This window comes from Citricoccus alkalitolerans, from assembly GCF_039528175.1.
Taxonomy (GTDB): domain Bacteria; phylum Actinomycetota; class Actinomycetes; order Actinomycetales; family Micrococcaceae; genus Citricoccus; species Citricoccus alkalitolerans.
Genome location: NZ_BAAALH010000001.1, coordinates 599909 through 626508, shown reverse-complemented (window position 1 = coordinate 626508; position 26600 = coordinate 599909). Strand labels below are relative to the sequence as shown.

Annotated in this window: 24 protein-coding genes; 4 read left to right on the top strand and 20 right to left on the bottom strand. The window is 69.4% G+C overall.

All coding sequences use genetic code 11. From position 1 onward, the window contains the following. Window positions 1-47: 47 nt before the first annotated feature. The 6 genes from mutM to coaD form a co-directional block, all read right to left on the bottom strand. Window positions 48-995 carry a bifunctional DNA-formamidopyrimidine glycosylase/DNA-(apurinic or apyrimidinic site) lyase gene (mutM, locus tag ABD134_RS02790; protein ID WP_344226517.1) on the bottom strand — a complete coding sequence of 316 codons (948 nt, stop codon included), beginning with the start codon at window positions 993-995 and terminating at the stop codon, window positions 48-50. Then, entirely contained in the window at window positions 988-1785 is a 798-nt protein-coding gene (rnc, locus tag ABD134_RS02785) for a ribonuclease III (protein ID WP_378108377.1), read from the bottom strand. Before rnc ends, mutM begins: the two co-directional genes overlap by 8 nt. Window position 1786: 1 nt before the next feature. Further along, the gene (gene rpmF, locus ABD134_RS02780; protein WP_115930987.1) at window positions 1787-1990 is read right to left on the bottom strand and encodes a 50S ribosomal protein L32; all 204 of its coding nucleotides are present in this window, start codon (window positions 1988-1990) and stop codon (window positions 1787-1789) included. A gap of 2 nt (window positions 1991-1992) precedes the next feature. Beyond that, window positions 1993-2601 carry a YceD family protein gene (locus ABD134_RS02775; RefSeq protein ID WP_344226511.1) on the bottom strand — a complete coding sequence of 203 codons (609 nt, stop codon included), beginning with the start codon at window positions 2599-2601 and terminating at the stop codon, window positions 1993-1995. Between the two features lie 167 nt (window positions 2602-2768). Then, window positions 2769-3680, bottom strand: coding sequence for a UTP--glucose-1-phosphate uridylyltransferase GalU (galU, locus tag ABD134_RS02770; RefSeq protein WP_344226510.1), 912 nt, complete (start codon window positions 3678-3680; stop codon window positions 2769-2771). 91 nt (window positions 3681-3771) lie between these two features. Beyond that, window positions 3772-4242 (bottom strand): pantetheine-phosphate adenylyltransferase, encoded by a 471-nt coding sequence (gene coaD, locus ABD134_RS02765; RefSeq protein WP_115930985.1) that lies wholly within the window; start codon window positions 4240-4242, stop codon window positions 3772-3774. A gap of 23 nt (window positions 4243-4265) precedes the next feature. On the opposite strand from coaD, the gene ABD134_RS02760 reads away from it, so the two are divergent. Further along, on the top strand, window positions 4266-5516 hold the full coding sequence (locus tag ABD134_RS02760) for an aminotransferase class I/II-fold pyridoxal phosphate-dependent enzyme (RefSeq protein ID WP_344226505.1): 1251 nt from the start codon (window positions 4266-4268) through the stop codon (window positions 5514-5516). Here ABD134_RS02760 and rsmD read toward each other — a convergent pair. The 5 genes from rsmD to ABD134_RS02735 are packed head-to-tail and all read right to left on the bottom strand — an operon-like array spanning window position 5484 to window position 12008. Further along, entirely contained in the window at window positions 5484-6158 is a 675-nt protein-coding gene (rsmD, locus tag ABD134_RS02755) for a 16S rRNA (guanine(966)-N(2))-methyltransferase RsmD (RefSeq protein ID WP_344226503.1), read from the bottom strand. The genes ABD134_RS02760 and rsmD overlap by 33 nt on opposite strands. A 19-nt stretch (window positions 6159-6177) precedes the next feature. Beyond that, window positions 6178-8400 carry an ATP-dependent DNA helicase RecG gene (locus ABD134_RS02750; RefSeq protein ID WP_344226502.1) on the bottom strand — a complete coding sequence of 741 codons (2223 nt, stop codon included), beginning with the start codon at window positions 8398-8400 and terminating at the stop codon, window positions 6178-6180. Then, a complete protein-coding gene (locus tag ABD134_RS02745; RefSeq protein ID WP_344226501.1) occupies window positions 8397-9404 on the bottom strand; it encodes a DAK2 domain-containing protein in 1008 nt (335 codons plus the stop codon). Before ABD134_RS02745 ends, ABD134_RS02750 begins: the two co-directional genes overlap by 4 nt. A 10-nt stretch (window positions 9405-9414) precedes the next feature. Further along, entirely contained in the window at window positions 9415-10893 is a 1479-nt protein-coding gene (locus ABD134_RS02740; RefSeq protein ID WP_344226499.1) for a tyrosine-protein kinase domain-containing protein, read from the bottom strand. A 29-nt stretch (window positions 10894-10922) separates the two neighbouring features. Then, the gene (locus ABD134_RS02735) at window positions 10923-12008 is read right to left on the bottom strand and encodes an LCP family protein (protein ID WP_344226497.1); all 1086 of its coding nucleotides are present in this window, start codon (window positions 12006-12008) and stop codon (window positions 10923-10925) included. 173 nt (window positions 12009-12181) lie between these two features. Between ABD134_RS02735 and ABD134_RS02730 the strand changes: the two genes are divergently transcribed. Continuing rightward, the gene (locus ABD134_RS02730) at window positions 12182-12787 is read left to right on the top strand and encodes a DUF3515 family protein (RefSeq protein WP_344226495.1); all 606 of its coding nucleotides are present in this window, start codon (window positions 12182-12184) and stop codon (window positions 12785-12787) included. Between the two features lie 42 nt (window positions 12788-12829). On the opposite strand, the gene ABD134_RS02725 is transcribed toward ABD134_RS02730, so the two are convergent. The 6 genes from ABD134_RS02725 to leuC form a co-directional block, all read right to left on the bottom strand. Then, window positions 12830-13984: a D-alanine--D-alanine ligase family protein gene (locus ABD134_RS02725; protein WP_344226493.1), complete on the bottom strand. Its 1155-nt coding sequence runs from the start codon at window positions 13982-13984 to the stop codon at window positions 12830-12832. Then, window positions 13981-15018 carry an NAD(P)H-dependent glycerol-3-phosphate dehydrogenase gene (locus ABD134_RS02720; RefSeq protein WP_344226491.1) on the bottom strand — a complete coding sequence of 346 codons (1038 nt, stop codon included), beginning with the start codon at window positions 15016-15018 and terminating at the stop codon, window positions 13981-13983. Before ABD134_RS02720 ends, ABD134_RS02725 begins: the two co-directional genes overlap by 4 nt. Then, window positions 15015-15752 carry a lysophospholipid acyltransferase family protein gene (locus ABD134_RS02715; protein WP_344226489.1) on the bottom strand — a complete coding sequence of 246 codons (738 nt, stop codon included), beginning with the start codon at window positions 15750-15752 and terminating at the stop codon, window positions 15015-15017. The genes ABD134_RS02720 and ABD134_RS02715 overlap by 4 nt, the downstream gene beginning before the upstream one ends. Window positions 15753-15762: 10 nt before the next feature. Beyond that, complete coding sequence (murA, locus tag ABD134_RS02710) at window positions 15763-17091, bottom strand: UDP-N-acetylglucosamine 1-carboxyvinyltransferase (protein WP_344226487.1); 1329 nt, start codon at window positions 17089-17091, stop codon at window positions 15763-15765. Window positions 17092-17211: 120 nt separating this feature from the next. Continuing rightward, on the bottom strand, window positions 17212-17814 hold the full coding sequence (gene leuD / locus ABD134_RS02705) for a 3-isopropylmalate dehydratase small subunit (RefSeq protein ID WP_344226485.1): 603 nt from the start codon (window positions 17812-17814) through the stop codon (window positions 17212-17214). A gap of 1 nt (window position 17815) precedes the next feature. After that, window positions 17816-19321 (bottom strand): 3-isopropylmalate dehydratase large subunit, encoded by a 1506-nt coding sequence (gene leuC / locus ABD134_RS02700; protein WP_344226483.1) that lies wholly within the window; start codon window positions 19319-19321, stop codon window positions 17816-17818. Between the two features lie 103 nt (window positions 19322-19424). On the opposite strand from leuC, the gene ABD134_RS02695 reads away from it, so the two are divergent. After that, window positions 19425-20186 (top strand): IclR family transcriptional regulator, encoded by a 762-nt coding sequence (locus ABD134_RS02695; RefSeq protein ID WP_344226481.1) that lies wholly within the window; start codon window positions 19425-19427, stop codon window positions 20184-20186. A 226-nt stretch (window positions 20187-20412) separates the two neighbouring features. Further along, window positions 20413-21831: a UDP-glucose dehydrogenase family protein gene (locus ABD134_RS02690; RefSeq protein ID WP_344227625.1), complete on the top strand. Its 1419-nt coding sequence runs from the start codon at window positions 20413-20415 to the stop codon at window positions 21829-21831. 25 nt (window positions 21832-21856) lie between these two features. On the opposite strand, the gene ABD134_RS02685 is transcribed toward ABD134_RS02690, so the two are convergent. Genes ABD134_RS02685 through ABD134_RS02675 form a run of 3 tightly spaced genes read right to left on the bottom strand, consistent with a single transcriptional unit; the run spans window position 21857 to window position 26550 of the window. Further along, the gene (locus ABD134_RS02685; protein ID WP_344226479.1) at window positions 21857-23032 is read right to left on the bottom strand and encodes a thiamine-phosphate kinase; all 1176 of its coding nucleotides are present in this window, start codon (window positions 23030-23032) and stop codon (window positions 21857-21859) included. Then, window positions 23029-24771, bottom strand: a complete 1743-nt coding sequence (locus tag ABD134_RS02680; RefSeq protein WP_344226477.1) for a GTPase — start codon at window positions 24769-24771, stop codon at window positions 23029-23031. The genes ABD134_RS02685 and ABD134_RS02680 overlap by 4 nt, the downstream gene beginning before the upstream one ends. A gap of 3 nt (window positions 24772-24774) precedes the next feature. After that, window positions 24775-26550 (bottom strand): dynamin family protein, encoded by a 1776-nt coding sequence (locus ABD134_RS02675; RefSeq protein WP_344226475.1) that lies wholly within the window; start codon window positions 26548-26550, stop codon window positions 24775-24777. Between the last annotated feature and the right edge of the window lie 50 nt (window positions 26551-26600).

Sequence of the window (26600 nt, the reverse complement as noted above, 5' to 3'; positions counted from 1 at the left end):
CATCTTAGACCGCCACGGCGCGGCACCCGACCCTGCCGTGCCGGACACTACCAGCGGGCGCGGCGCGGAACCGGCTGGCACCGCGGGCAGTAAGCCGAAGACCGGTTCATGAACCGGTCCTTGACGATCAGGCGCTGATGCCCCTCGGACGCACAGCGCGCGCAGGGCCGGCCGGCCTGGCCGTAGACGTTGAGGGAACGGTCGAAGTACCCCGACTCTCCATTGACGTTGACGTAGAGCGAGTCGAAGCTCGTGCCGCCCCGGGCGAGGGCCTCCATCATCACGGCATGCACCGCCGCCAGCAGGCGTTCCGATTCACGTCGGTTCAAGGTCTCGGTCGGTCGGGCGTAGTGCAAACGCGCCAGCCAGAGGGCCTCGTCCGCATAGATGTTACCGATGCCGGAGATCAGCCCCTGGTCCAGTAACGCGCGTTTGAGGCCGGTCTTGCGGCGGCGGAGCCGCTGGTACACGTCTTCCGGGTCGAAGTGGGGGTCCAGGGGGTCGCGGGCGATGTGGGTCACCGAGGCGGGCACCAGCTGCTCCGGACGGTCCGACGCCGGCACCAGACGTTCCACGAAGAGCCCACCGAAGATCCGCTGGTCCACGAAGCGCAGTTCCAGAGCGGTCGGGCGGTCGCCGCCCTCGCCCTCGCCCTCGCCCTCGCCCTCGCCCTCGAGCAGGATCCGGATGCGCAAGTGCCTTGGGTCCGGATCCTCCGGAGAGTTCACGAGGAGCTGACCGCTCATGCCCAGATGCGCCACGAGAGCCCGGTCGGGCTGCGAGTCGGCGGCGGACAGGGGAACCCACAGGTATTTGCCGCGCCGCTCGGGGGCCGCCAGGCGCAGTCCGGGCAGCTGCGATTCGAACGCGACCGCGCCGCCGTCGTGCCGGCGGATGGACCGCGGCTCCACCACCTCGACGCCGGAGACCGGCCGTCCGGCGGCCCAGGTCTCGAGCCCCCGGCGGACGACCTCCACCTCGGGCAGTTCAGGCACCGGAGGCTGCCTCGGTACTGGCGGCGGCCGTCTGTGCGGCGTCCGAGACCCGGTCCCAGGAATGGGCGGCGGCCTGGCGTTCGGCCTCCTTCTTGGAGGGGCCGGTGCCGGTGGCGTAGGGCGTGCCGCCCACCAGGAGGGTGGCGGTGAACACCTTGTCATGGTCGGGGCCAGCGGATTCCATCCGGTACTCGATGGCGCCGAGTCCGCCGTTCGCCGCGGCCTCCTGGATATAGGTCTTCCAGTCGGTGCCGGCACCCATGGCCAGCTTGTCCGCGAGCAGTGGGATGATCAGCCGGTGCACGAGGTCATGGGCGGCGGGCAGACCCTGGTCCATGTAGGTGGCACCGATGAGCGCTTCCATGGTGTCCGCCAGGATGGAGTCCTTGTCCGCACCGCGGGTTCGCCGTTCGCCCTCGCCGAGCAGAATGGCGGGACCAACGCCGATGGTGCGGGCCACGGAGGCCAGGGCCCGGGTGGAGACGACGGCGGCACGCATCTTCGCCAGGTCCCCCTCGGGGAGGTCCGGATACGTGCGATAGAGATGGTCGGTGACCACGACGCCGAGCACCGAGTCGCCGAGGAACTCAAGGCGCTCGTTGGTGGGCAGCCCACCGTGCTCATAGGAGTAGGAGCGGTGCGTCAGGGCAAGCACAAGCGTCCCGGGGTCGATGGTGACCCCGAGACGCTTGAGCAGGTCTTCAGTTATCGGCTGATCCAACTGGACCGGCCGGCGCCGCCCGGACTGCTGTCCGGACGCCTGGACCGATTTCCGTGGCGCCATGGGCACCTCAGGCGTCGGCGACCTTGCGGCCCTTGTATTCCATGAACAACGGCGTACCGGCAGAATCGGTCACGACCTGGGCCTGGTGCGGCAGGCGGTAGGTGACGCGGCCGTTTTCCACGGACTTCACCAGCGGGGGCACAGTGGCCTTCCACTGGGAGCGGCGGGCACGGGTGTTGGAACGGGACATCTTCCGCTTCGGAACTGCCACGGCTATCTCTCTTCTGTCTCGTCGGATGAGGTCTTCGTCTCCGGACCGGCGGCGCCGGACTCGGAGGTCTTCGTCAGTTCGGCCAGAGCCGCCCAGCGTGGATCCAGCTGTTCGTGGACGTGGTCGTCCGGTGCGTCCTCCAGTCGGATGCCGCATTCGGAGCACAGGCCCTGACATCCCGGCCGGCAGACCGGCTGGAAGGGCAAGGCCGTGACCACGGCGTCCCGGAGGACTGGCTCCAGATCCACCGTCTCGTGGACCACCAGGCGCTCTTCGTCGCTCCCACCCTCCGGGGCGGACGCGAGGAACAGCTCCTGCAGGTCGACGGTGATCCCGTCCTGGATCGGGTCCAGGCAACGACTGCACTCTCCCACCAGGTCGGCGTGAGCCTCACCGGTGACCAGGATGCCTTCATGGACCGACTCCAGACGCAGGTCGACGTCCACGGCTGAACCAGCCGGGATGCCGATGAGCGGAGTGGACAGTGCCTCGGGGGCTGGCCACTGCTCCTCCAGGGTCCTCATGGACCCCGGACTGCGCACCAGGTCCTTGACGGAGACCACCCAGCCACCAGTTGCACCGGCTACGGTCGGGGACGATGACGCGGACATCAGCATTCCTTCTTCAGCGGGCGGTGGCGGCGGAACGGATCCCTGCGCCTGGCTTCCACCGTACGCTGGGATCCAGGCAGGGCAGAACCCTCAGGACCGACTCACCAGTCTAGCCGTTCCGCTCCCCCGTTCCAAATGACCCGCCGGACGGAGCAGGGCCGTGGCGCTCAGAGTTCCGCGGCGAACTCCTTGAGCCAGGGGCGCAGGGCCGGGCCGAGGTCGTCACGGGCGCTGGCCAATTCGATCACGGCCTTCAGGTAGCTCAGCTTGTCACCGGTGTCATAGCGCTTGCCGCTGAACACCACGGCGTGCACACCGAAACCCTTCCCCTGCCCCTCGGCCAGGACCTGCAGGGCGTCGGTCAGCTGGATCTCATTGCCGCGACCCGGCTCGGTGCGCTCGAGGATGTCGAAGACCGCTGGGTCCAGGACATAGCGGCCGATCACGGCCAGAGTGGACGGGGCCTCCTCCGCCGAGGGTTTCTCCACGAGTCCGGTGACACGCACCACGTCCTCTGGCCCCCCGGCCACCGCGGAGACCTCGGCCACCCCGTAGGCGGAGATGTTCTCACGGGGCACCTCCATGAGAGCGATGACCGAGCCGCCCTTCTCCTGCTGGACATCGACCATGCGCTTCAGGAGGTCTTCCCTCTCATCGATCAGGTCGTCACCGAGCAGCACGGCGAACGGCTCGCGGCCCACGTGCTGTTTGGCGCACCACACCGCGTGCCCCAGACCCTTGGCGTCGTTCTGACGCACGTAGTGGATGTTGCCGAGGTTGGTGGCCTCCTGGATCTTGTCCAGTTTGCCGAAGTCTCCCTTGAGCTCCAGGCTGCGCTCCAGGGCAGGAACCCTGTCGAAGTGGTCCTCCAGGGCACGCTTGCTGCGGCCGGTGATCATCAACAGGTCCTTCAGCCCGGCTGCCTTGGCCTCGGCCACCACATACTGGATGGCCGGCTTGTCCACCACGGGGAGCATCTCCTTGGGCATGGCCTTGGTGGCGGGCAGGAACCGGGTCCCCAGTCCGGCGGCGGGGATGATGGCCTTCTTGGTGCGGGGATTCTGCGAGCGCTCAGTCATGGCTGCAGGATAACCCGTCCGGGTACTTCCTTGGCGACCGTGGTGCAACGGATCTGGCGCCGCAACGGCCCACGGCCGGCTCAGGATCGGCTCACGACTCGTTCAGCCGCCGCATGACAGCCCGCGGAACGAATTCCGAGACGTCCCCACCGAGCTGGCTCACTTCCTTGATGAGCGTGGAGGACAGGTGCGCGTAGCGACTGTCGGTGGGCAGGAACACGGTCTCCACGCCGGTCAGATGTCGGTTCATCGCCGCCATCGGCATCTCGTACTCCAGATCGGCGGTGTTGCGCAGGCCCTTGATGATGGCATTGGCCCCGGCCTTGCGGCAGAACTCGGCCAGCAGCCCCTCGCCCATGGGCACCACGGAGATCCCCTGGAGGGATGAGACGGTCTCCCGGATCATCTCAATCCTGGTATCCACGTCGAACCGGTACTTCTTCGCGTAATTCGTGGAGACCGCGACGATGACATCATCGAAGAGGTTCGTGGCCCGTGCGATCACCTCCACGTGACCGTGATGCAAGGGGTCAAAGGATCCGGGGCAGACGGCTCGACGCATGCACCGAACATACTATGGAGCCCATGCCCGCCGCACGACAGCCGCACCACCGAGGTGCCGTCCCCCACGTTGCCGCACGTACCCACGTCACACCCCGTCACCCGCCCTCCATCTTCGAGACCATGACGCGGTTGGCGCGCCAGCACGGAGCGGTCAACCTGGGACAGGGCTTCCCGGACGCCGACGGCCCGGAGTGGATCCGGTCCCTGGCGGCCGAGGCGATCGTCACGGGTCGGGCGGAGGGAGTCGAGCACGCCAACCAGTACGCTCCGGGCCGGGGCGACCCCGCGCTCCGCCGGGCGGTGGCGGATCACCAGCGCCGTCACTATGGGCTGGAGGTGGACCCGGACCGTGAGGTCCTGGTGACCACAGGCGCCACCGAGGCCATTGCCGCGGCGCTGCTGGCCCTCGTACAGCCCGGTGACGAGGTCCTGACCTTCGAGCCGTACTACGACTCCTATGCGGCGATCGCGACCCTGGCCGGAGCCCGGTTCGTCACCGTGCCGCTCGCCGCACCGGACTTCCAACCGGACCTCGAGGCCCTGGAGTCGGCCATCACGGGACACACCCGGATCCTGCTGCTCAACACGCCGCACAATCCCACCGGGGCCGTGATTCCGCCCGCAATCCTCTCGCGGATCGTGGCGATCTGTGCGCGGCACGACGTCCTCATCCTCAGCGACGAGGTCTACGAGCACCTGGTCTACGAGGGCCGCCACCAGCCCGTCGCCTCCGTGCCCGCCGGATGGGAGCGCACGCTGACCGCCTCGTCCGCGGGCAAGAGCTTCTCCCTCACCGGCTGGAAGGTCGGGTGGCTCACGGGTCCCGCAGATCTCGTGGAGGCGGTGTACTCGGTCAAGCAGTTCCTCACCTATTCCTCCGGCCCCGCCTACCAGGCGGCCATCGCCCGGGCCCTGCCGGACGGCGACGGCTTCCTGGCCGCGCAGCGCGACCGCTACCGCTCCGCCCGGGACATCCTGGTGGCCGGCTTGCGCGCAGCCGGACTCGATCCCGTGGTGCCGGCCGCCGGGTACTTCACCGTGGCCGACCTGGCCGACCTCGGAGTGGACGACGCGCAGGCCGCAGCCGCGGTGCTCGCCGAACGGGCCGGCGTCGTGGGAATCCCGGTCGGAGCCCTGTGCGGGCCGCCGGCACACCCGGGTGGCCCCGCTCCGTTCGGGTCCTGGATGCGCTGGACCTTCTGCAAGTCGCCCGAGGTCCTGGCCGAGGCGGTGGCCCGGTTACAGGGGCTGGGCCGGGTCCTCTCCGGGTGACGTTCCGGCCCCCGCAGCCCGATCCCCTCGGACATCCCGCGGGGTATGCTCCACCTCGTCCTGAGACTCGTCCGGAGCAGATCTCAGGCAGAAGTACAGGATGGTCTCCCCGTAGGTCCGGGACTCCAGCAATTCGAAGGCCTCGGGCCAGTCCGGTGCGGCCGACCGGGCCGAGCGTTCCAGCACCAGCAGTCCGTCCGGGACCAGGACGGCGGAGATCCGCTGAAGCGTCTCCGCCAGGTCGGCCCCGCCCAGCGCGTACGGCGGATCGGCCAGGACCAGGTCCCAGGGGCCGGCGCCGGTGGGCCCGGAGAGCACTCGGTCCACGTCCCCGGCGGCCACCTGGACCACACTCCGGCCCACCCGCTGGTTGACGGCGGCCGCGTTCCGCCGGCAGACCGCGGCGGCCCGCCGATCCCGCTCCACCAGCAGCACCGTCTCCGCGCCCCTGCTGGCCGCCTCGCCACCCAGGGCGCCGGAACCGGCGAACAGGTCCACGACGGCGGTGCCCTCCAACCAGCCCCGGCTCGCCAGCCAGGAGAAGAGCGCCTCGCGGGTGCGGTCGGTGGTCGGCCGGGTGGTCTCTCCCGGGACGGACTCGAGCTGCAGTGATCCGGCTTGGCCGGCAATGATCCTTGGCATCTGTCTCCTTCGGGCCCGGTCAGCCCTTCTCGATGTAGTCACCGTCGTCCTCATGGCCGGCCTCCCACGCCTGCACGGCCGCGGCCAGCTCCGGGTGGTCCAACGTGCCCGCGGCGGACTGGTGCAGGGCAACCCATCCGGCGGCCAGCTCGATGAGGTCCGCGTGCTGGAGCACCCGCAGGATCCTCAATCGGCTCCCGCCGTGCTGGGCGGCTCCGAGCACGTCACCCTCGCCGCGGTGCTGGACGTCGGCGCGGGCGATCTCGAGGCCGTCCTGGGTGCCGGCGACCACCTCGAGGCGGTCGATCGCCGGATGCCCGTCCGGCAGCCGGGTGACGAGCAGGCAGGTGGCCGGCGCAGTGCCACGGCCTACCCGACCGCGCAGCTGGTGGAGGGTGGAGAGGCCGAAGGCATCCGCATCGAGGATGGCCATGATGGTGGCGTTGGGCACGTCCACGCCGACCTCGACCACGGTGGTGGCCACCAGGACGTCGAGGTCCCCGGCCACGAAGCGGCCCATGGTCTCGGCCTGGGTCTGCTGGTCCTGCCGGCCGTGCAGTCCGGCGATGCGCAGGCCTGCCAGCACGGGCAGGGCGGCGAGGCGGGGCACCATGTCCTCGACCGCAGCGTCGTGACGGTGGTCCCGGTCCGTGCCGGCCGGACTGTCAGAACTATCCGGATTGTCAGCGTTGTCCCGGCGGTCGGTCGGGTCGATCTTGGGGCACACCACGAACGCCTGGTGTCCCGCGGCCACCTGTTCGGCGATCACCTCCCAGACGCGACCGATGATCCGGGGGCCCTGGGCCATCCGGGCGAGGTGGGTGGTCACCGGCTGCCGACCGGACGGCAGCCCGGGCAGGAGGGTCAGGTCCAGGTCACCGAAAACGGTCATCGCCACGGAGCGAGGGATCGGGGTCGCGCTCATGACCAGCAGGTGAGTACCGGGATTCTCCCGGCGCAGCGCCTCGCGTTGGTCCACACCAAAACGATGCTGCTCGTCCACGACTGCCAGCCCCAGGTCGGCGAAATGCACGGTCCCGGAGAACAGGGCATGAGTACCGACCACCAGACCTGCCTGGCCGGAGGCGATCTTCAGCAACGCCTCGCGCCGCTGGGCGGTCGTGAGAGAACCGGTCAACAGGACGACCTCGGTGGCGGGTCCGTCCGGGGCGTCGAGCCGGCCGGCGTGCGCGAGGGGTCCCAGCGTGGCCGTCAGGGAGCGGTAGTGCTGCGAGGCCAGCACCTCCGTGGGGGCGACCAGGGCAGCCTGCCCGCCGGCATCCACGACTTGTGCCATGGCGCGCAGGGCCACGAGGGTCTTGCCGGAACCCACCTCACCCTGCAGCAGCCGGCTCATGGGCCGGTCACGGGCCAGGTCTGCGGAGATCGTCTCCCCGGCGGTGATCTGGCCGTCGGTCAGCGTGAAGGGCAGCCGAGCGTCCAGGGCGGCCAGCAGGCCGTTCCCGACGGCGGCGCGAGACACCGCATCCGGCCTTGCCGCCGCATGGCGGCGCACGGCCAGCGCCCCCTGGAGCACCAGAGCCTCCTGCAGGGCGAACCGACGCCGGGCCCTGAGCGCGTCCGCCACCACAGCCGGGCGGTGGATGTCCCGGTACGCGGCGGCGAGTCCAGGCAGGGGGACACCGTCCGTGGCCGCCTCCTCGAGCAGGTCGGCCGGGACTGGATCCCGGAGTGCGTCCGCGTCGAGGGCGTCCAGGACGGTGCCGATGCTGGCCCGCAGGACCCAGCTGGGGACCTTGGCCGTGGCCGGATAGAGCGGCACCGGGGCCAGATCCTCCTCGCCGGGCGCCTCTGCCTCGTCCAGCACGGAGAAGTCCGGGTTGTTCAGTGTCTTCTCACCACGGTAGAGCGCGGTCTTCCCCTGGAACATGGCCCGGTGGCCCGGCTGTAGCCGGCGCAATGCCTCGTAGCTGTTGAAGAAAGCCATATCAAGGGAGGCCGGACGCAACGGGTCGTCGTCCGTCACCGTGACATCCACGATGAACCCCCGCCGGGAGTGCATGTTCCGGCGGTCCACGGACACCACCCGGGCGACCACGGTGACCTGGTCGCCGACGGGCAGGGAGGTGATCGGTGTCAGCTCCCCGCGTTCGATCCAGCGTCGAGGGAAGTGCTCCAACAGGTCCCGGACGGTGCCGAGGCCCATCTCCCGGTCCAGGCGCTGGCCGGTGCGGCCGCCCAGGAGCCGGTCGAGCGGCTGGTTGAGCGGATCGGGTCTCACCCGGCGGTCTCCGGGTCCTGTAAGGAGGTGATCACCAGGTTCTCCGGTTCGCCGGCCTTGCGGACCAGGGCCTCCGCAGCCGCATGGTCGTCCACGTGCACGTGCAGTCTCCACCGCACGGGGGCATTGGCCTCGCCGATCTCCCCACCGGAGGTGCCGACGGGACTCATGATCACGGAGTCCCCCATGTCATTGAGCTCGAACCGCAGGGTGGCTGCGGTGAGCGGATCCAGCGAGATGCTGCACATCAGCTCATAGCCCACCGGTGAGTCCAGGCCCTCATGGATGTGCGGGTCAGAGGCGGAGAACCCGTGCAACCCGTCCAGCAAGCCCGGATCTATGCTGGTGCCCATCACCGTGGCCCGCAGGGAGTCGAGCACCAGCAACAGACCCATGCCGCCAGCATCGACCACGTGTGCTGCCGTCAGGGCCGGCAGCTGGCCCTCGGTCTGGACCACGGCCTGCCAGGCCGCGCCCACGATGGCGTCCAATGCGGCACCGAGTTCACGGCGGCTCATGACCTGGTCATCCGGTTGGCCCCGCAGCCCGGCGACATGCTCGGACGCCGCACGGGCAGCCGCCGCGAGCACCGTCAGCATGGTGCCCTCCTGCGGATCGGAGAGCGCGGCCCAACAGCTGGTCTGGGCGCGTTCGAGAGCCGAGGCCAGGGTCGGAGCCGCGAGTCGCTCCTGGCCGGTCAACGGTTCGGACATGCCGATCAGCATCACGGCCAGCAGCGTCCCGGAGTTCCCTCGGGCCTGGTCCAGCGCGGCGCGGCCGGCGAGGGACATCAGGGCACCGACGTCCTCTGTGGTCTCCTCGGCCACCGCGGCACGGGCCGCGCGAACGGTTCCGTACAGGTTGCTGCCGGTGTCACCGTCCGGGACCGGGAAGATGTTGATGGCATCCATCCGGTCGGAGGCATTGCCCAGGACGGTCTCCGCCAGCTCCAGCCACTGGTGCACCCGCGAGGGACTCCGGCGTGGGGTGTCGTCCATGGTCATGCCCGGTGCCTCACCGGAATCGCATACCCGTCAGGGCCTTCTGGTTGGACTGCCCCTTGCCCCGGGTGGAGGCGCCACCGGCGCCGGAGGAACGGCTGCCCTGAGATCGGCGGGCAGACGTGGGTTCCACGGCGTCCGACTCATAGGCGTACTGGTACGCGTAGTACGTACCACGCTTCTGCGGAACCCGGGTCAGCACCAGGCCGAGCACGCGGGCGTCCACGGAGGCCAGGCTGTCCAGACCCCCTTGGAGCTGCTCACGGTGGACGTAACCGTCCACGCGGTTCACGAGCATGACGCCGGAGGCTATCGAGGCCAGCACCGTCGGATCCGTGACCGGCTGCAGCGGCGGTGCGTCGAGGAGGACCACGTCGTAGCGTCCCTCGAGCTGGCGCAGCAGGCGGCGCATGGCCTCGGAACCGAGCAGCTCGGACGGGTTCGGCGGGATCTCGCCGGAGGTGATGACATCCAATTCACCGTCGGGGCCCCAGGACTGGATGGCCTCCTCGAGGTCGATCTGGCCGGACAGGATCGTGGACAGTCCCACTGCCCCTTCCAAGCCGAGCGTCTTCGCGACGCGCGGACGGCGGAGGTCGGCGTCGATGATGACGACCCGGCTGCCCGACTCGGCCATCATGACGCCGAGGTTGCACGAGGTGGTGGTCTTGCCCTCGCCCGGGATGGAGGAGGTCACCACCACGGATTGGGTGCCGCCGTCCATGTTGGTGAACTTCAGGTGGGTGCGCAGTTGACGGTAACTTTCTGCGCGCGGATCGAACTGATCATCCAACGAGATAATCGGCTCGTCCTCGGCCGCCTTGTGGTCGGCGAAGGCACCCAGGATCGGCGCGTCGGTGATGCGCTCGACATCCTCGCGGTTGCGGATGCGGGAGTCCAGAAGCGTGCGGAGCAGGGCGAAGGCCACACCGAGTGCGGCGCCGACCACCAGTCCCAGGACAAGGTTCAGCGCCACGCGGGGGCTCGACGGGGTCAGCGGCACGGAGGCCTGCTCCACCACGGACAGGTCCACCAGCGGGTTGTTGGCGCCCTCCGGATCCTCCACCTCATACACGGTCGAGATCAGCGACTCTGCTACGGAGTTGGCGATCTCCGCCGACTGGGCAGGGTCCTCGTGACTGGCCGAGAGGTTGATCAGCACGGTCTGCGGCGGGGCCGTGGCGTCGATCGTGGCGGCCAGCTCCTGCACGGTCAGGTCGAGGCCGAGGTCTTCGATGACGGGCGCCAGGACGCGAGGACTGGTGGCGAGGGTGACATAGGACGTGACTCGCTTCTCCGAGAAGCTGGAGCCCTGCAGGATATCGCTCGCCGTGTCTCCGGAGTTCACGGCCACGAAGATCTGAGTCCGGGCGGTGTAGGTCGGCTTCGTCAGTGCCGTGGCACCGGCGGCGATGGCCACCCCCAATAGGGTGATCAGCAGAATCGACAGCCAGTTGTTCCGCAGGATCCGGATGTAGTCGCGAAGGTCCAAGTCGCGATCCTTTCGTAAGTGTGTGCCGGTCACTGACCGGAGAGGTATGAGGCCACATCGTCTTGGCTCAACGCCGAGCCGATCTCCTCAATCGCCCGTTCGTCCGGCCAGACGACTGACTGGCCCCTCGCGCGGCCCACGCCATTGGTGGGCACCGTGAACATCTCCAGGTCGTCCGAACGGATGTCCGTCATAGTCCTGCCGATGGAGATCAATTCCCCTGAGTTAAAGGTTTCATCGAGCGTCAGGTATGGAGACAACCCACCAACCATATCCGAAATCCTGCCGGGATTTGTCAGCGTTTCAGCGGTCAGGACCTTTTGCGCCACCGCCTTCAGGAACAGCTGCTGATTTCGGACGCGCGAATAGTCGCCGTCGGAGAAGGCATAACGCTCGCGGACGAAGGACAATGCCGTACCCCCGTCCATGTGTTGGGCCCCCGCCTGGAAGGACCGACCGCCATTGCCCGACTGGAAGGACTCCGGCACGGTGATGTCCACGCCTCCGAGCGAATCCACCAGGCCTTCGAATCCAGCCATGTCCACGGCGGCCACATGGTCGATCCGGGTACCGAACAGGCCCTCCAGGGTCTGGACCGTCTTCGGCACGCCACCGAAGGAATAGGCGGCATTGAGCTTGTGGGTCCCCTCGCCCGGGATCTCCACCCAGAGGTCGCGCATGACGGACATCACGTAGACCGCTTCCCGGTCGCCAGGGATGTGGACCCACATCATCGTGTCGGACCGACCCGACTGGGGCACCCCGGCCAGGTCCTCCGTCTCTCCCGAGCCGCCACCGGAGTCGGAACCGAGCAACAGGATGTTCAGCGGCTCCTCTTTGCCGTCTTCGGCCGGGGCCTTGGTCGGACGGGACTCCGCCTCCGGGAACGTCGTCTCGAAGCGCTGGGTGTCGTTGTCGAACGTGGAGGCGAGGTTCGCCAGGTATCCGATGGCCACGGCGCCGGCCCCGATGACCAGGACCAGCACGATGCCGAGCGTCAGCCAGACGGCCCGGTTCTTACGCTTCTTGCGGTGACCGCGGCCGCGTGAGCCTTTTGAACCGTCGTCGCCCATGTCATCCATGGTCTCGGCGAGATCAGACGAGGGTTCAGACACAGAGGTCCTCCAGGGTTGGTCGGTATCGGCGGCAGTGGCTCTCACAGGCAGTCACGGTGGCCACGGGGACCTTCGGTGCGCGCACCATACGGAACCTGCCTGTCGCGGCCCCCGCCTGTGGTGCTCGTCCCATGATAGATCACCGTCACAGGCCCTCATCGTAGGCTGTCAGCATGCTTTCCCCTGGCGTGCCGCCCTGCCGTCCTGTGACGTTCACCCCTGCCGAGCGTTCCACCGCACTGTGTCTGCCCCGGCGGCCCCGCCCGCGGCTGCCCAGGGGTCGCAGCTTCCGGTCCGCCGGGGCCGTCGCCGTGGTGGGCCTCGGCCTGATCATCAGTGGGTGCGGTGCGCCCATCGCCGATGTCGAGGCCGCCCCGGAGGCGACCGACCCGGTGTGCGCCGAGGCCATGGTGTCGCTGCCGGACGCCGTCGCTGGCTTCGACCGACGGGAGACGGACAGCCAGGCGACGGCAGCCTGGGGCGAGCCCTCTGCCGTGATCCTCCGCTGTGGCGTCCCCGTCCCGGGGCCCACCACCGAGCACTGCGTGACGGCCAACGGCATCGACTGGGTCACGCGGGACGAGGGGGAGTTCTGGACCCTGACCACCTATGGCCGCTCCCCCGCGATCGAGGTGCTGTTCGATGACACGCGGGCGGCGTCGAGCTCGGTCATGGTGGACCTCTCGTCAGCCGTGGGACGCATCCCCGCCACCGGCGGGTGCACCACCTCGGCCCCCACTCAGGCGCCGATCCCGGAGACGGACGCGCCGTCGTCGTAGTGGCGGCGGTCCCGGTGCTCTGAGAACGCTGCTGCGCCTAACCTAGCGGAGCCCGGTGCCGCGTTCGAGGGCCAGCCCCAGGAGTTCGTCGATCAGTTCGCCGTAGGCCAGCCCAGACCGCTCCCACATGGCGGGGTACATGCTGATCGGCGTGAATCCCGGCATCGTGTTGATCTCGTTGATGACGAAACCGCCGGCGGGAGTGTAGAAGAAGTCCACCCGGGACAGACCCTCGGCATCCACGGCGTCGAAGGCCACGACGGCGAGCCGGCGCACCGTGTCGATGGCCGTCTCAGGCAGGTCGGCCGGGCAGGACAGGTCTGCCGCGGTGTCGTCCTGGTACTTGGCCTGGAAATCGTAGAACTCATGCTGGCCGGGGCCCCCGTGGACCACGATCTCACCGGGCAGGGAGGCCCGTGGAGCCTGGGTTCCACGGCCATCCAGCACCGCGCACTCGATCTCGCGGCCGACGATCCCGGCCTCGACGACGACCTTGGGGTCGAAGCGGCGGGCCTCCTCGATCGCGCCTGTGAGGCCCTCAGCATTGACGACACGAGTGATTCCGAAGGAGGAACCCGCCCGGGCCGGCTTGACGAACACGGGGAAGGTCAGGGCGGCGACCCTCTCGAGAACGGCGTCCCGCTCACCACGCCACTGACGGTCTGTGATGGTCTCCCACGGCCCGACCTGCAGCCCGGCGGCCTGGAAGGCCACCTTCATGAAGTGCTTGTCCATGCCCACGGCCGAGGCGAGGACGCCGGCTCCCACGTAGGGCACGGCGGCCATCTCCAGCTCTCCCTGCAGGGTCCCGTCCTCGCCGAACGGCCCGTGCAGCAACGGGAACACCACATCGATGGCACCGTGTGATTGACCGCTGGCCACGGAGACCAGCTCATGGCCGCCCCCCTCGGTACAGCGCAACGCGAGCGGATCGGCCGGCTCCGGGACCTGCGGCAGGTCCCCGCCGGGCAGATTCCAGTGCGCCGGGTCTGCGTCGAAGCCGTGCCAACGGCCGGTCACCGTGATCCCGACGGGCACTGCCTCGTAGCGGTCCGGGTCCATGGCGTTCAGCACGCCGGAGGCGGTGATGCAGCTGATCGGGTGCTCGCTGGAGCGGCCTCCGAAGAGCACGAGCACGCGGAGCCGGCCGTGGGCGCCCGACCCGAGTCGTGCATTGCGGTCTGGTTCCGTGGTCATGATCGTCCTTCCGGTTTGAGATCGCGGGCCAGCAGCAGCCCAGCCAGGGTGTCGACATCGAGGGCGCCTGCGATCACGGCATTCATGGCCTCACTGATCGGCATCTCCACACCGTGTCGCCGGGAAAGGTCGACCACCGCGGAGACCGACTTCATGCCCTCGGCCGTCTGCTTGAGCCGAGCAGTGGCCTCCTCCACGCTGAGTCCCTGGCCGAGGTAGCGGCCGGCCGTCCTGTTGCGGGACAGAGGCGAGGCACACGTGGCCACGAGATCGCCCAGTCCGGCGAGCCCGGCGAGGGTCTCCGCCTGGCCACCGAGGCTCTCGACCAGGCGCGCGGTCTCGGCCAACCCGCGGGTGATGACGGAGGCCTTGGAGTTGTCCCCGTAGCCCAGTCCGTCGCAGATCCCCACGGCCAGCGCGATCACGTTCTTGACCACGCCGCAGATCTCCACGCCCGTCACGTCCGAGTTGGTGTAGGGCCGGAAGTACGGGCCCGAGGTACGCACCGCGATCCACTCGGCCGTGGCCGGGTCCGAAGAGGCCACCACGGTCGCCGTCGGCTCCTGGCGGGCGATCTCCAGCGCCAGGTTCGGCCCCGACACCACGGCGAACCGTTCCTCCGGCAGGCCGAGTTCCTCAGCGCACAGCTCGCTCATCCGGGCGTCGGTACCGCGTTCCAGCCCCTTGACCAGGGACACCACGACGGCGGCCGGGTCCAGGTGGGCGCGAATGGACGGCAGGTGCCCGCGGACTTCTTGGGCGGGGATGGCCAGCACCACGAGGCCGGCACCGGCCACGGCCTCCGCCAGGTCGGTGGTGGCTCTCAGGCAGGCAGGCAGGTCGATGTCCGGGAGGTAGTCGGTGTTGCGCTTCCGGGCGGTGATGTCCTCAGCCACCTCTGAACGGCGGGCCCAGAGCACGATCTCCGGCTCAACCACCCCTCGCTCGATGGCACTGTCCGCCAGGACCTTCGCAAAGGTGGTCCCCCAGCTGCCGGCTCCCACCACCACCAGCTTCTCGGGGCGCGCGTTCATGAGCTCCCCTGGCCCCGGTGGCCCGCTTCCCGTTGACCGGTGCGCGGATTCCACCGTCCCTCCGGCGCATCCTCGCCACGGAGAACCTCGAGTTCGCCGGTGATGGCCGTCATGATGCGTTCGCTGGCGGTCTCCAGCACGGACCGCGTCAGCGTGGACTCCCGCAGGTCCTCCAGGGGCACGGGGGCGCCGATGCGGATCCGTCCCGTCCCGCGGGGTCGGAGCCGGGGCGCCTTGGCCGTCTTCGGCAGCACCTCATGGATGCCCCACTGGGCCACGGGGATGACCGGGACCCCGGCCTTGAGAGCCAACCGCGCCGCCCCGGTCTTGGCCTTCATGGGCCACAGGTCCGGATCTGCGGTCAGGGTTCCCTCGGGATAGATGATGATCGCGCCGCCATCGGACAGGACCCGGTCTGCGGCCACGAGCGATTCGTTGCCGCCACGGGCGCGGTCCACGGGAATCTGCCGCAACCCGGTGATGAGCCCGCCCACGACCGGCAGCTGGAACAGCTCGGACTTGGCCAGGAAGTGCGGCAGGTTGCCCAGGCTGTAGATCATGTGCCCCAGGGCCAACGGATCCAGGTTGGAGATGTGGTTGGCGCACACGATGAATCCCGATTCCGGGATGTGGTGGGCGCCCTGCCACTCCTTGGACATGATGGCGTTGAGCGTGGGACGGACGAGAGAGGCCGCCGCGAAGTAGCCGGCACGCAGTCCGGTGGATTCGGTCACGAGTGGTCCCCTACCGGCCCGCGCTGCTCAGCTCGACGTCTGCCCCGAGGCCGATGAGCTTGTCCATGAACTTCTCGTAGCCGCGGTTGATGATCTCGATGCCGGTGGCCCGCGAAGTACCCTGGGCCGCCAGGGCGGCGATGAGGTGGGAGAACCCGCCTCGCAGATCGGGGATGTCGAAGTCAGCGCCGCGCAACTCGGTGGGTCCGGAGATGACGGCGGAGTGCAGGAAGTTGCGCTGGCCGAACCGGCAGGGCACGGATCCGAGGCATTCACGATGCAGCTGGATGGAGGCACCCATGCGCACCAGGGCATCGGTGAACCCGAAGCGCTCCTCGTAGACGGTCTCATGCACGATCGAGACACCGTCCGCCTGGGTCAGCGCCACGACGAGCGGCTGCTGCCAGTCGGTCATGAAACCCGGGTGCACGTTGGTCTCCAGCACGAGGGGCTTGAGCCGCCCCCCGGCATGCCAGAAGCGGATGCCGTCGTCATCGACCTCGAACTCCCCACCGATCTTGCGGTAGGTGTTCAGGAAGGCGGTGAGGTCCCGCTGCATGGCGCCTTCGACGTAGATGTCACCCTGCGTCACGAGAGCGGCGGAGGCCCACGAAGCCGATTCGTTGCGGTCCGGAATGGCGCGGTGGTTGAAGCCGCTGAGCTGGTCCACGCCCTCGATCCGGATCGTCCGGTCGGTCTGCACCGTGATGATGGCGCCCATCTTCTGCAGGATATGGATCAGGTCGTGGATCTCCGGCTCCACGGCGGCGCCCTTGAGCTCGGTGATGCCCTCCGCTTTCACGGCGGTCAGCAGCACCTGCTCCGTGGCCCCGACCGAGGGGTACGGCAGTTCCAGTTTCGCCCCGGTCAGCCCCTTCGGCGCGGAGATGTGGATGCCACCGGGGCGCTTCTCCACCACGGCACCGAAGCTGCGCAGGACAGTGAGGTGGAAGTCGATCGGCCGGTCGCCGATCTTGCAGCCGCCCAGGTCTGGGATGAAGGCCTCGCCGATGGAGTGCATCAGAGGACCGCAGAACAGGATCGGGATGCGGGAGTCGCCGGCGTGGGCGTCGATCTCCGAGCTGGTGGCGGACTTGGTGGCCGCCGGGTCCAGGCCGAGGTCCCCGGTCTTCGGATCCTTGGTGACCTTGACCCCGTGGACGGAGAGCAGACCGGTGACGATCTCGACGTCCCGGATCTCCGGGACGTTGCGCAGGACCGACGGTTTGCTGCCTAGAAGCGAGGCCACCATGGCCTTCGGCACCAGGTTCTTGGCGCCACGGACGGTCACGCGTCCTTCGAGCGGCTTACCGCCGTTGATCGTCAGCAGATTTCCCATAGACAGTGGCATTCCTCCGTGGCCCGCCGGGACGGGCCGTCGCTGGTGTGCGGATGGCCGGGACGGGCCCGGCGCAGATCCGCACACCAGCATACGGGGCGAAGCCGGATCAGTCCGGGATCAGGCGGTCCGGGCCGGAAGCGTGGCGGGCTTGTAGGCCGGTCGGTTCGCCTCGAAATCGGTGATCTCCTGCTCCGTGCGCAGGGTGATGCCGATGTCGTCGAGCCCCTCCCTCAGGCGCCAGCGCGTGTAGTCGTCCACCTGGAAGCCGGTGCTGAACGAACCGCAGGTCACGGTGCGACCCTCCAGGTCCACCGTCACCTCCGTGCCCGGATGGTTGTCGAGCTCCTTCCAGATCAGCTCGATGTCCTGCTGGTCCACCTCGGCGGCCAGCAGGCCCTGCTTGCCGGAGTTGCCACGGAAGATGTCCGCGAAGCGGGCGGACAGGACCACCTTGAACCCGAAGTCCTTCAGCGCCCACACCGCGTGCTCGCGGGAGGAACCCGTGCCGAAGTCCGGGCCCGCGACGAGGACGGAACCGGCAGAGTAGGGCTCCCGGTTCAGAATGAACTCCGGGTCTTTGCGCCAACCGGCGAACAGGGCGTCCTCGAAACCGGTGCGGGTGATCCGTTTGAGGTAGACAGCCGGGATGATCTGGTCCGTGTCCACATTGGACTGCCTCAGCGGAACGCCGATCCCGGTGTGGCTGGTGAAGGGTTCCATGTCAGGCCTCCTGGAGTTCGGATTCGAATGCCGCCAGGTCGGACGGCGAGGACAGCGTGCCGCGGATCGCGGTCGCAGCCGCGACCACAGGGGAGACCAGGTGGGTGCGGCCACCCTTGCCCTGGCGCCCCTCGAAGTTGCGGTTGGACGTGGACGCGCACCGCTCTCCCGGCGCCAACTGGTCCGGGTTCATCCCGAGGCACATGGAGCAGCCCGCGAAGCGCCATTCGGCACCGAAATCCTTGAACACCCGGTCCAGGCCCTCGGCCTCCGCCTCCAGGCGCACCCGGGCGGAGCCGGGGACTACGATCATCCGCACGTTCTCGTCCTTGGTCCGGCCCTCGATGATCGAGGCAGCGGTGCGCAGGTCCTCGAGCCGGGAGTTGGTGCAGGAGCCGAGAAAGACGGTGTCCACCCGGATGTCCTTCATCGGCATGCCGGCGGTCAGGTCCATGTAGTCCAACGCCCGCTCGGCGGCGGCCCGGGCGTTCAGGTCGTCGAAGTGCTCCGGGTTCGGAACCGTGTCACTCAGGGACACACCCTGCCCCGGGTTCGTGCCCCAGGTGACGAAGGGCTCCAGCTCGTCGGCGTCCAGGAAGACCTCGGCGTCGAAGGTCGCGCCCTCGTCCGTGGGCAGGCTGGACCAGTAGTCGACGGCGGCGTCCCAGTCCTCGCCCTGGGGGGCGTGGGGACGGCCTTTGATGTACTCGAAGGTCGTCTCGTCCGGCGCCACCATGCCGGCGCGGGCACCGGCCTCGATCGACATGTTGCAGATGGTCATGCGCGCGTCCATGGACAGGGCCCGGATGGCCGAACCCCGGTACTCCAGGACATATCCCTGCCCGCCACCGGTGCCGATCTTCGCGATGACCGCGAGGATGATGTCCTTGGCGGTCACGCCCTCCCGGAGGGTGCCCTCGACGGTGATGGCCATGGTCTTGAACGGCTTCAGCGGCAGGGACTGGGTGGCCAGCACATGCTCGACCTCAGATGTGCCGATGCCGAAGGCCAGCGCTCCGAAGGCGCCGTGCGTGGAGGTGTGCGAGTCACCGCACACCACGGTCATGCCCGGCTGGGTGAGGCCCAACTGCGGCCCCACCACGTGGACGATGCCCTGCTCGGCGTCACCCAGGGAATGGAGCCGGATGCCGAACTCCTGGGCGTTGTCCCGCAGGGTCTGAATCTGCTTGGCCGAGACCGGGTCGGCGATCGGCTGGTCGATCTCCAGCGTGGGGGTGTTGTGGTCCTCGGTGGCGATCGTCAGGTCGGGGCGCCGGACGGTGCGGCCCGCCAGGCGTAGTCCCTCGAAGGCCTGCGGGCTGGTGACCTCATGCATGATGTGCAGGTCGATGTACAGCAGGTCCGGGGTCTGGGCATCGCCGGCACCGTTGCCGGAGACCACCACGTGATCCTGCCAGACCTTCTCGGCCAGCGTGCGCGCGACTGCTGCTGTTGAGGCCGCTGCGACTGTTGCGGCTACGTTTTCAGGGGATGCCTTGGCTACCATCTCGTGTCCTTCCACCAGTGACATTCATACTCTGGCACCGCGGCGCCGACGGTGGCCATCACGAACGCGAATGTCTCACATACTGAGACGCTAGTATCAGAGTATGGACACTCCGGAGCATGAGACACCGCAGGCTCTCCACACCCCGAGCGGGGTCGGAGTGGTGGACAAGGCCGCTGCCATTCTGGATGCCCTCGAGGCGGGGCCGACGTCGCTGGCCGAGCTGGTGTCCGCCACGGGCATCGCCCGGCCGACCCTGCATCGCCTCGCCTCGGCACTCGTCCATCACCGCCTGGTCGGACGTGACCTCCAGGGTCGCTACGTCCTGGGCAGCAGGCTCTCCGAGCTGGCCTCCGCTGCCGGTGAGGACCGGCTGACGGCGGCCGCCGGCCCGGTGCTGTCCAGGTTGCGGGATGCCACCGGGGAGAGCTCCCAGCTCTTCCGCCGGCAGGCCGACGCCCGCGTGTGCGTCGCCAGTGCCGAGAGGCCGGTAGGGCTCCGCGACACCATTCCGGTCGGGACGCGGCTGTCCATGAAGGCCGGCTCCGCCGCACAGGTGCTGCTGGCGTGGGAGGACAATGAACGGCTCGTCGAGGGCCTCAACGGGGCCGTCTATACCCCCACGGTGCTGGCCGCCGTCCGGCGCCGCGGCTGGGCCCAGTCACTGGGGGAACGCGAGCCGGGAGTCGCCTCCGTCTCGGCACCGGTGCGCGGTCCGAGCGGACGGGTGATCGCCGCCGTGTCCATCTCCGGGCCCATCGAACGTTTGACCCGCCAACCCGGACGGGTCCACGCGGAGACGGTGATGCGCCACGCGCACAACCTCACCGAACTGATCCGTACGACGCACACCCAGTCGCGCTAGCCACCCCACCAGTCACCCAGCCGCTCGCCCCGCCAGCAACGAAGTGTTCGCGTAGTGGAGGCATGGTGTTCGTCTCCCAGCCGTGACCTCGGACGCAGTCGACCCTACGATGGGCCTCGTGACCGAGCCAGCCATCGTCTCCGCCCCGACCGAGCCTGCCCTCCGTAGTGAGGCTGCAGCATCCACTGATCCCAGGCAGGACAGTGACACTGGCGGGGAGCCACCGCTGCGTGTCTCAGTGATCGGGACGGGATATCTGGGGGCCACGCATGCGGCGTGCATGGCCGAGCTGGGGTTCGAGGTCCTGGGCCTGGACATCGACCAGGCGAAGATCGACGCGTTGACCCGCGGGGAATTGCCCTTCCACGAGCCCGGCCTGCCGGAACTGCTGACCAAGCACGTGAACTCCGGACGGTTGCGTTTCACCACCTCCTACGAGGAGGTCGGCACCTGGGCCGATGTGCATTTCATCGGGGTCGGTACCCCGCAGAAGCCCGGCGAGACCGCTGCGGACCTGCGCTTCGTGGACGCCGCCGTGACCTCCCTGGCCGAGCACATCACCCGGGACGCCCTGATCGTGGGCAAGTCCACCGTCCCCGTCGGCACCGCCGAGCGCCTCCGCACCCTGCTGACCGACGCCCGCGCCAACGCCGGCCTGCCGGGCACGGTCGAGCTGGCCTGGAATCCGGAGTTCCTGCGCGAGGGCTATGCGGTCAGGGACACCCTGACCCCGGACCGCCTGGTCGTCGGCGTGGAATCGGACCACGCCGAGGACATCCTGCGGCAGGTCTACGCGCAAGCCCTGGCCGCGGACACCCCGTGGATCGCCACGGACTTCGCCACCGCCGAACTGGTGAAGGTCGCCGCCAACGCCTTCCTGGCCACCAAGATCTCCTTCATCAACGCCTTCTCCGAGATCACCGAAGCCGCCGGCGGGGACATCGGCACCCTGGCGGACGCGATCGGCCACGACCCTCGGATCGGGCGGAAGTTCCTCAACGCCGGCGTCGGCTTCGGCGGGGGCTGCCTGCCCAAGGACATCCGGGCGCTGCAGGCCCGGGTCTCCGAACTCGGGCTGGACCGCACCATGCGCTTCCTGGCTGAGATGGACGACATCAACCTGCGCCGCCGCGACCGCGTCGTCGACCTCGCCGTGCAGGTCCTTTCCCACAGCGTCAACGGTTCGATCCGCACCACCGGCGTAGGCGAGGGCTCCGGCACCGTGCCCTCCCCGGCCGCCGTCGAGGTCCTCAACGGAGCGAAGATCGCGATCCTCGGAGTCACCTTCAAGCCTCATTCGGACGATGTTCGTGACTCCCCCGCCCTGGACGTCGCCAACCGGCTCTTCACCGCCGGGGCCGAGGTAGCCGTCTATGACCCCCAGGGCAACGCCAATGCCGCCCGCCGCTTTCCCCGCCTGGGCTACGTCAACACCCTCCAGAAGGCCGTCATCGGTGCCGATCTGGTGATCCTGCTCACCGAATGGGACGAGTTCCGCCGCATGGACCCCGAGGACATCGGCCGGCTCATGGACCGCCGTGCCCTCATCGATGCCCGCAACGTCCTGGACCCCGCCCCCTGGAAAGCGGCCGGATTCACCCACGCGGCGCTTGGACACCGATTCGCCCCGGGCACGTCCGTGTGAAGCCGAGGGGAACGACGACGGATGGTCACCGGTCCGTGAAGTGATCCCACCCGCCTGTGCTGCCTCCGTTGTCCGCTGCCGCGGGTGCACCCGACGCGGTGACCAGGCGTCCGATCCGCCGGAATCCCGTGGGCACCGCGGCCCCCGTGGGCAAGGCGGCGAGGAGGCCGTAGTCCTCTCCCCCGGCAGACACCCAGCGTTCGGCAGTCCGCTGCCCGCTCGCGGGGTCCAGGGCGCGCGCCAGGGGCACGAGGACCGAGGCCTCGCGTCGCACCCAGTCCGGATCGAGCTCCGCCCGCAGGCCGTTGGCCGTGGCCAGGCGACCGGCGTCCTTCAGCACGCCATCGGAGACATCCATCATGGCCAGTGCCCCTGCCTCGGCGGCCACCCGTCCTGCTCCCAGCACTGGCCGGGGCCGGAGTTGGGCGGCTGCCGCGACCGCGGCAAGTCGCCGCACGCCGTCTTCCAGCTGTTCCGCCTGTTCGGCAGCGCGCAGACGTTCATCTAACAGCCCACGGGGCGTCTCCAGCACGTCCAGACCGGCGGCGGCCCAGCCCGTCCGGCCGCACAGGACCAAGTCCAGGTCGACACGACCCGTGACTGCGCACACTGCCGGCGGCAGGGTGCGCCGCACCGCCAGCCGGCCGTCCAGGTCGCCCGTGGCGGTGACGGCCACGGTGATGCGGTCGTCCGAACCCAGATCTCCGCCGACAATCCGGCAACGGGCCGCTCCGAGGTGACGTACCGCCCCAGCGATCCCTGCGGCGAGGCCGTCGATCCAGGCCACCGGGGTGGCGGGTGGCATGGTCAGGGCCAGGAGCAGACCGGAGGGTTCGCCCCCCATGGCGTTGATGTCGGAGAGGTTCTGAGCGGCAGCCTTCCAGCCGGTGGAGTAGCCGCCGGGGAAACCGTGACCTTCGAACGTCCCACGGTCAGAGTGGGCCCGCCCACCGTGCACGGCCGGCCAGTCCAGCCGGAAATCACGGTCCTGCGCCATGGCATCCGTCGTGATGACGAACCGGCCGTCCGGGGCGGCCACGACGGCGGCGTCATCCCCGGGGCCAACCGTTCCCTCCGGCCAGTCTCCCGCTGCCGGTACGGCGGCGAAACGGCGGTTCAGGATCCGCAGGATCCCCGACTCGCCCAGCCCGCCGACGGTCTCGTGGACTGGCGGGGTCGGTGTCCTGCCACGTGCCGTCAATGACGCCCGCTGGCCGCCGCCAGCGCCTCCCGGAACGCACCGTAGCGTTCGATCTCCGCCGTCACGGGCTCGGCGATGCGCTCCCGGGCGACCCCTGAGACCGCGGCGCGCAGCCGGCGTCGGGCACGGCGCGCGCGGTTCCGCGCCACCAGCCGCACCAGCGGGGCCATCAGCAGTGCCAGCAACAACCCGAAGGCCAGTCCACCGAACACGAGCAGCGTGGGAATCGGGAAACTCTCCACGTCCGGGGCGGGAGGCAGCTCGAACTGGAAGTACCCGGCCAGAGCCAGGACGCCCAACCAGGCGAGACCTGCCACAGCGGCCACCAGGGCGATCCACTGGAGGGCATTGGCCACGTGCCACCACCAGGAACCCTTCCCGGCCCCCAGGTCGGTGGAGGTGATCGCCTGGTCCAGTTCGTCCGGGAGCGTGTCCGCATGGCTGCGGGCGGCACGGCGGATGGAGGAACGCCACGCATCCGGGGCTCCGGAGCCCGTGACCTCGGCGAAAACGCGGATGGCACCGTCGCCCTGCGCCCGCTGGGCCGGGCTGCGCTCGGGCAGTGAGCTCCGGTGCAGTCGCGGATCGTCCACCGCGGAGACCGGGCCTCGGTTCGATGCGCGCTGCGGAACGTCCCCGCGGCGCAACCCGAGCCGGCGCAACGGGTCTTGACGAAGGCGCGTGGCCCACCGGACCACAGGCCATCCGGTGCGGCGGCCGCCCTCGAGCCGATAGGACCGCTGCACGGCCCGCACCACGGTGGTGACGCCGGCAGCCTCGGTCAGCGCGTCCACGAGCCTGGCCTCATCCGCCTTCCCGACGCCGGCTGGAACGCCTCCCGCGTCCCCGGCGCCAAGGGCCCTGGCGGCCGTGCGCACATCCGAGATCAGCCGTTCACTGGCGGCGCTCCGCCGTGCGGCGACTTCCGCGATGGCGGATCGGACGGGCTCGACTCCGGCGCCGGTGGTGGCCGACGTGGGATAGACGGGCACCCGGGCGAGGCCGTCCTGGGCCAGGATGCCCTTCAGGGACGCGATCACCGCCCCCACGTCCGCCTCAGCCAACCGGTCGATCTGATTCAGGACTACGAGGGTGACGCCGCGGTGGGCGGCCAGCGGCTCGAGGAATTCGCGGTGCAGGGCGGCATCCGCGTATTTCTGCGGGTCCACGACCCAGACCAACACGTCCACCTGGCCGGCCAGCCGGGCCACGATCTCCCGGTGCCGTGCGGCGATCGAGTCGAAGTCCGGCAGGTCCAGCAGGATCAGGCCCCCGGGCTGGTCGTTCTGTCGACTGTTCGTGCGTCCGTTCTGCCGGCCGTCCTTCCGGGTCCAGCGCTGGCCGAGCAACCGGGACCACGGCCCCGAGGGCTCAGCTCCGGCCGCGGGACCGTCCAGCTGGTGACGGTGGGAGACCTCCAGCCAGTCGAGCAGCGGTTCGGACCCGTCAGCACCCCACACGGCGGCCAGGGGCTCGGAGGTCGTGGGCCGCGTGGCCGCGGCCCGGGCAAGAGGATGACCGGTGACCGCATTGAAGAGGCTGGATTTACCGGAACCGGTGGCGCCGAAGAAGCCGACGACCGTGTGGTCGGCCGAGAGCCGGCGTCGTTCCCGGGCCCGTTCCACCACCTGACGGGCGGAGGCCAGCGCCTGCGCGCTCACCCGGCCCTCACCCAGCCGTGCCGCGGTCTCGAGCGCAGTGAGTTTACGGTCCAGCGGACCAGAGTCGAGAGTCGTCATGGGTCAGCCCTCCCGTCCGGCCAGCCGGTGCAGGTCGGGAACGAGGGAACGCAGCTGATCAGTCGCCTCCTGGCCACGGACGCCATCCAGCAGCGCAGTGAACCGGCGGGCGTCGGCTTGCAGCAGTCCGGTGATCCGGTCCACGAGATTCTCCTGGGAGCGTTGGGCCAGCCGGCGGACGGCGTCCTCGCCGAAGATCGACTCGAGCAGCTTCTGCGCCACCACCGCGGTCCCGCCGGCGATCCCGACCTCGATGCCCAGCAGTCCGCCGGTGGAGGCGAAGGAGGCGATCATCAGGGTCACGGCCACGCCGTTCACCCCCAGGGCGGAGATCCGGGCCATCGTCCGCTTGCCGGCGCCTTCCTGTTCGATCAGCGAGATCAGATCCCCCTGCCAGCCCCGGATCTCTGCGGCCGCGCGGTCGCTGAAGTCGGCGGGGAGCCTGTCTGGGTCCTGGCCGGTGAAGAGCGTACGACCGGCTGCGTCCTGACGCCAGCGCTGGGCGGACTCCTCGGAGGCTGCAGCAGCCTGTTCCACGAGGACGGCGTGCAGACCCGTCTCGATGGCCGTCTCGACGTCTTCCGGTGGGACCGGCCGGCCCCGGAAGAAGGAGGTGATCCGGTCCCTCAGCCGCCCGATCCCCGATTCCAGGGACCGGAAGAATTCTCCCGTGCCGACGAAGTCCTGCCAGCGGGAGAGCACCTCGCCGCGCAGCAGCGTCCCGTCCTGGGTCGAGGCAAGGACGCCCGCCAGCGCTTGCTCGTAGGCGGAGTCCACGTCACCGGACAGTCGGGCCACCGCGTGGCGCTGGTCGTCTTCGGCCTCCGCCAGGATGGAGATCTTCTCAGCCAGCTGCCGAACCACCCCGTTGAGGGTGCGGCGGGCGATCTCCGCACGGGAACCGGCATCGCCGGCAATGGACTCCAGCCACTCGCGTAGCGGCCGCGCGGTGCCCACCGGGAGCATTCCCTGGGCGTCGAGGGCGGACTCAGTGACGACGAAGAGCCCGGCTGAGGCCAGCCCCTGACGCTCGAGGAGTCCGCGCAGGTCCGTGGCCACCTCCTCCTCCACGCCGGCCGGAACGCGGTCCAGCACCACGGCGACCGTGATGTCTCGCGCGGCGGCGTCCAGGAGCAACTCCCAGGGGACGGCATCCGCATAGCGGTTCGCGGTGGTGACGAAGATCCACAGGTCGGCGGCCGAGAGGAGCTGACCGGCCAGCCGGCGGTTCTCGTCCGCAATGGAGTCGATGTCCGGGGCGTCCAGCAGGGCCAGTCCGGCGGGCAGGGCCGGTTCGGCCACCAGGACCAGGGAATTGATGGCCTCTGGATCCGGATCCACCCCCACGCGTTCCGCGGGCACCGTGGTCCCCGGCATGGCGCGGTGGCCGGTGGTCCGGGAGAGATTCGGCAGCACGCGGGTGGTGGTGAACCAGTCGACGTCCTCCGGGTGATGCAGGAGGATCGGTTGCCGTGTGGTCGGACGGATGGCGCCGGAGCGAGTCACAGCGTGCCCCACCAGGGCATTGACGAGAGTGGACTTGCCAGCACCGGTTGATCCCCCGACGACGGCCAGCAGCGGTGCGTCCAGGTTGCGGTACCGCGGGAGGACATAGTCGTCCAGCTGGGCGATGGCGGCGTCCCGCACTCGGACGGCCCCGGCAGCTGCGTCGACACCGAGCGGAAGGGATACCCCGGCCAGTTCGCTGCGCAGCCGACTCAGCAGGTCCACGGCCTGGGCCGCTGGCTGTGGCGGGACGAAGGTGGGATCAGTGCTCACGCATCCCATCATGGCACCGGAACAGGACACGGGAGCACAGCAGACTCCAG

What these genes read in the sequence shown, in the direction of transcription:
- ABD134_RS02775 (WP_344226511.1), bottom strand. Translation starts at nt 2,601, where the DNA reads ATGTCCGCGTCATCGTCCCCGACCGTAGCCGGTGCAACTGGTGGCTGG.
- galU (WP_344226510.1), bottom strand. Translation starts at nt 3,680, where the DNA reads ATGACTGAGCGCTCGCAGAATCCCCGCACCAAGAAGGCCATCATCCCC.
- coaD (WP_115930985.1), bottom strand. Translation starts at nt 4,242, where the DNA reads ATGCGTCGAGCCGTCTGCCCCGGATCCTTTGACCCCTTGCATCACGGT.
- ABD134_RS02760 (WP_344226505.1), top strand. Translation starts at nt 4,266, where the DNA reads ATGCCCGCCGCACGACAGCCGCACCACCGAGGTGCCGTCCCCCACGTT.
- rsmD (WP_344226503.1), bottom strand. Translation starts at nt 6,158, where the DNA reads ATGCCAAGGATCATTGCCGGCCAAGCCGGATCACTGCAGCTCGAGTCC.
- ABD134_RS02745 (WP_344226501.1), bottom strand. Translation starts at nt 9,404, where the DNA reads ATGACCATGGACGACACCCCACGCCGGAGTCCCTCGCGGGTGCACCAG.
- ABD134_RS02730 (WP_344226495.1), top strand. Translation starts at nt 12,182, where the DNA reads ATGCTTTCCCCTGGCGTGCCGCCCTGCCGTCCTGTGACGTTCACCCCT.
- ABD134_RS02725 (WP_344226493.1), bottom strand. Translation starts at nt 13,984, where the DNA reads ATGACCACGGAACCAGACCGCAATGCACGACTCGGGTCGGGCGCCCAC.
- ABD134_RS02720 (WP_344226491.1), bottom strand. Translation starts at nt 15,018, where the DNA reads ATGAACGCGCGCCCCGAGAAGCTGGTGGTGGTGGGAGCCGGCAGCTGG.
- murA (WP_344226487.1), bottom strand. Translation starts at nt 17,091, where the DNA reads ATGGGAAATCTGCTGACGATCAACGGCGGTAAGCCGCTCGAAGGACGC.
- leuD (WP_344226485.1), bottom strand. Translation starts at nt 17,814, where the DNA reads ATGGAACCCTTCACCAGCCACACCGGGATCGGCGTTCCGCTGAGGCAG.
- leuC (WP_344226483.1), bottom strand. Translation starts at nt 19,321, where the DNA reads ATGGTAGCCAAGGCATCCCCTGAAAACGTAGCCGCAACAGTCGCAGCG.
- ABD134_RS02695 (WP_344226481.1), top strand. Translation starts at nt 19,425, where the DNA reads ATGGACACTCCGGAGCATGAGACACCGCAGGCTCTCCACACCCCGAGC.
- ABD134_RS02680 (WP_344226477.1), bottom strand. Translation starts at nt 24,771, where the DNA reads ATGACGACTCTCGACTCTGGTCCGCTGGACCGTAAACTCACTGCGCTC.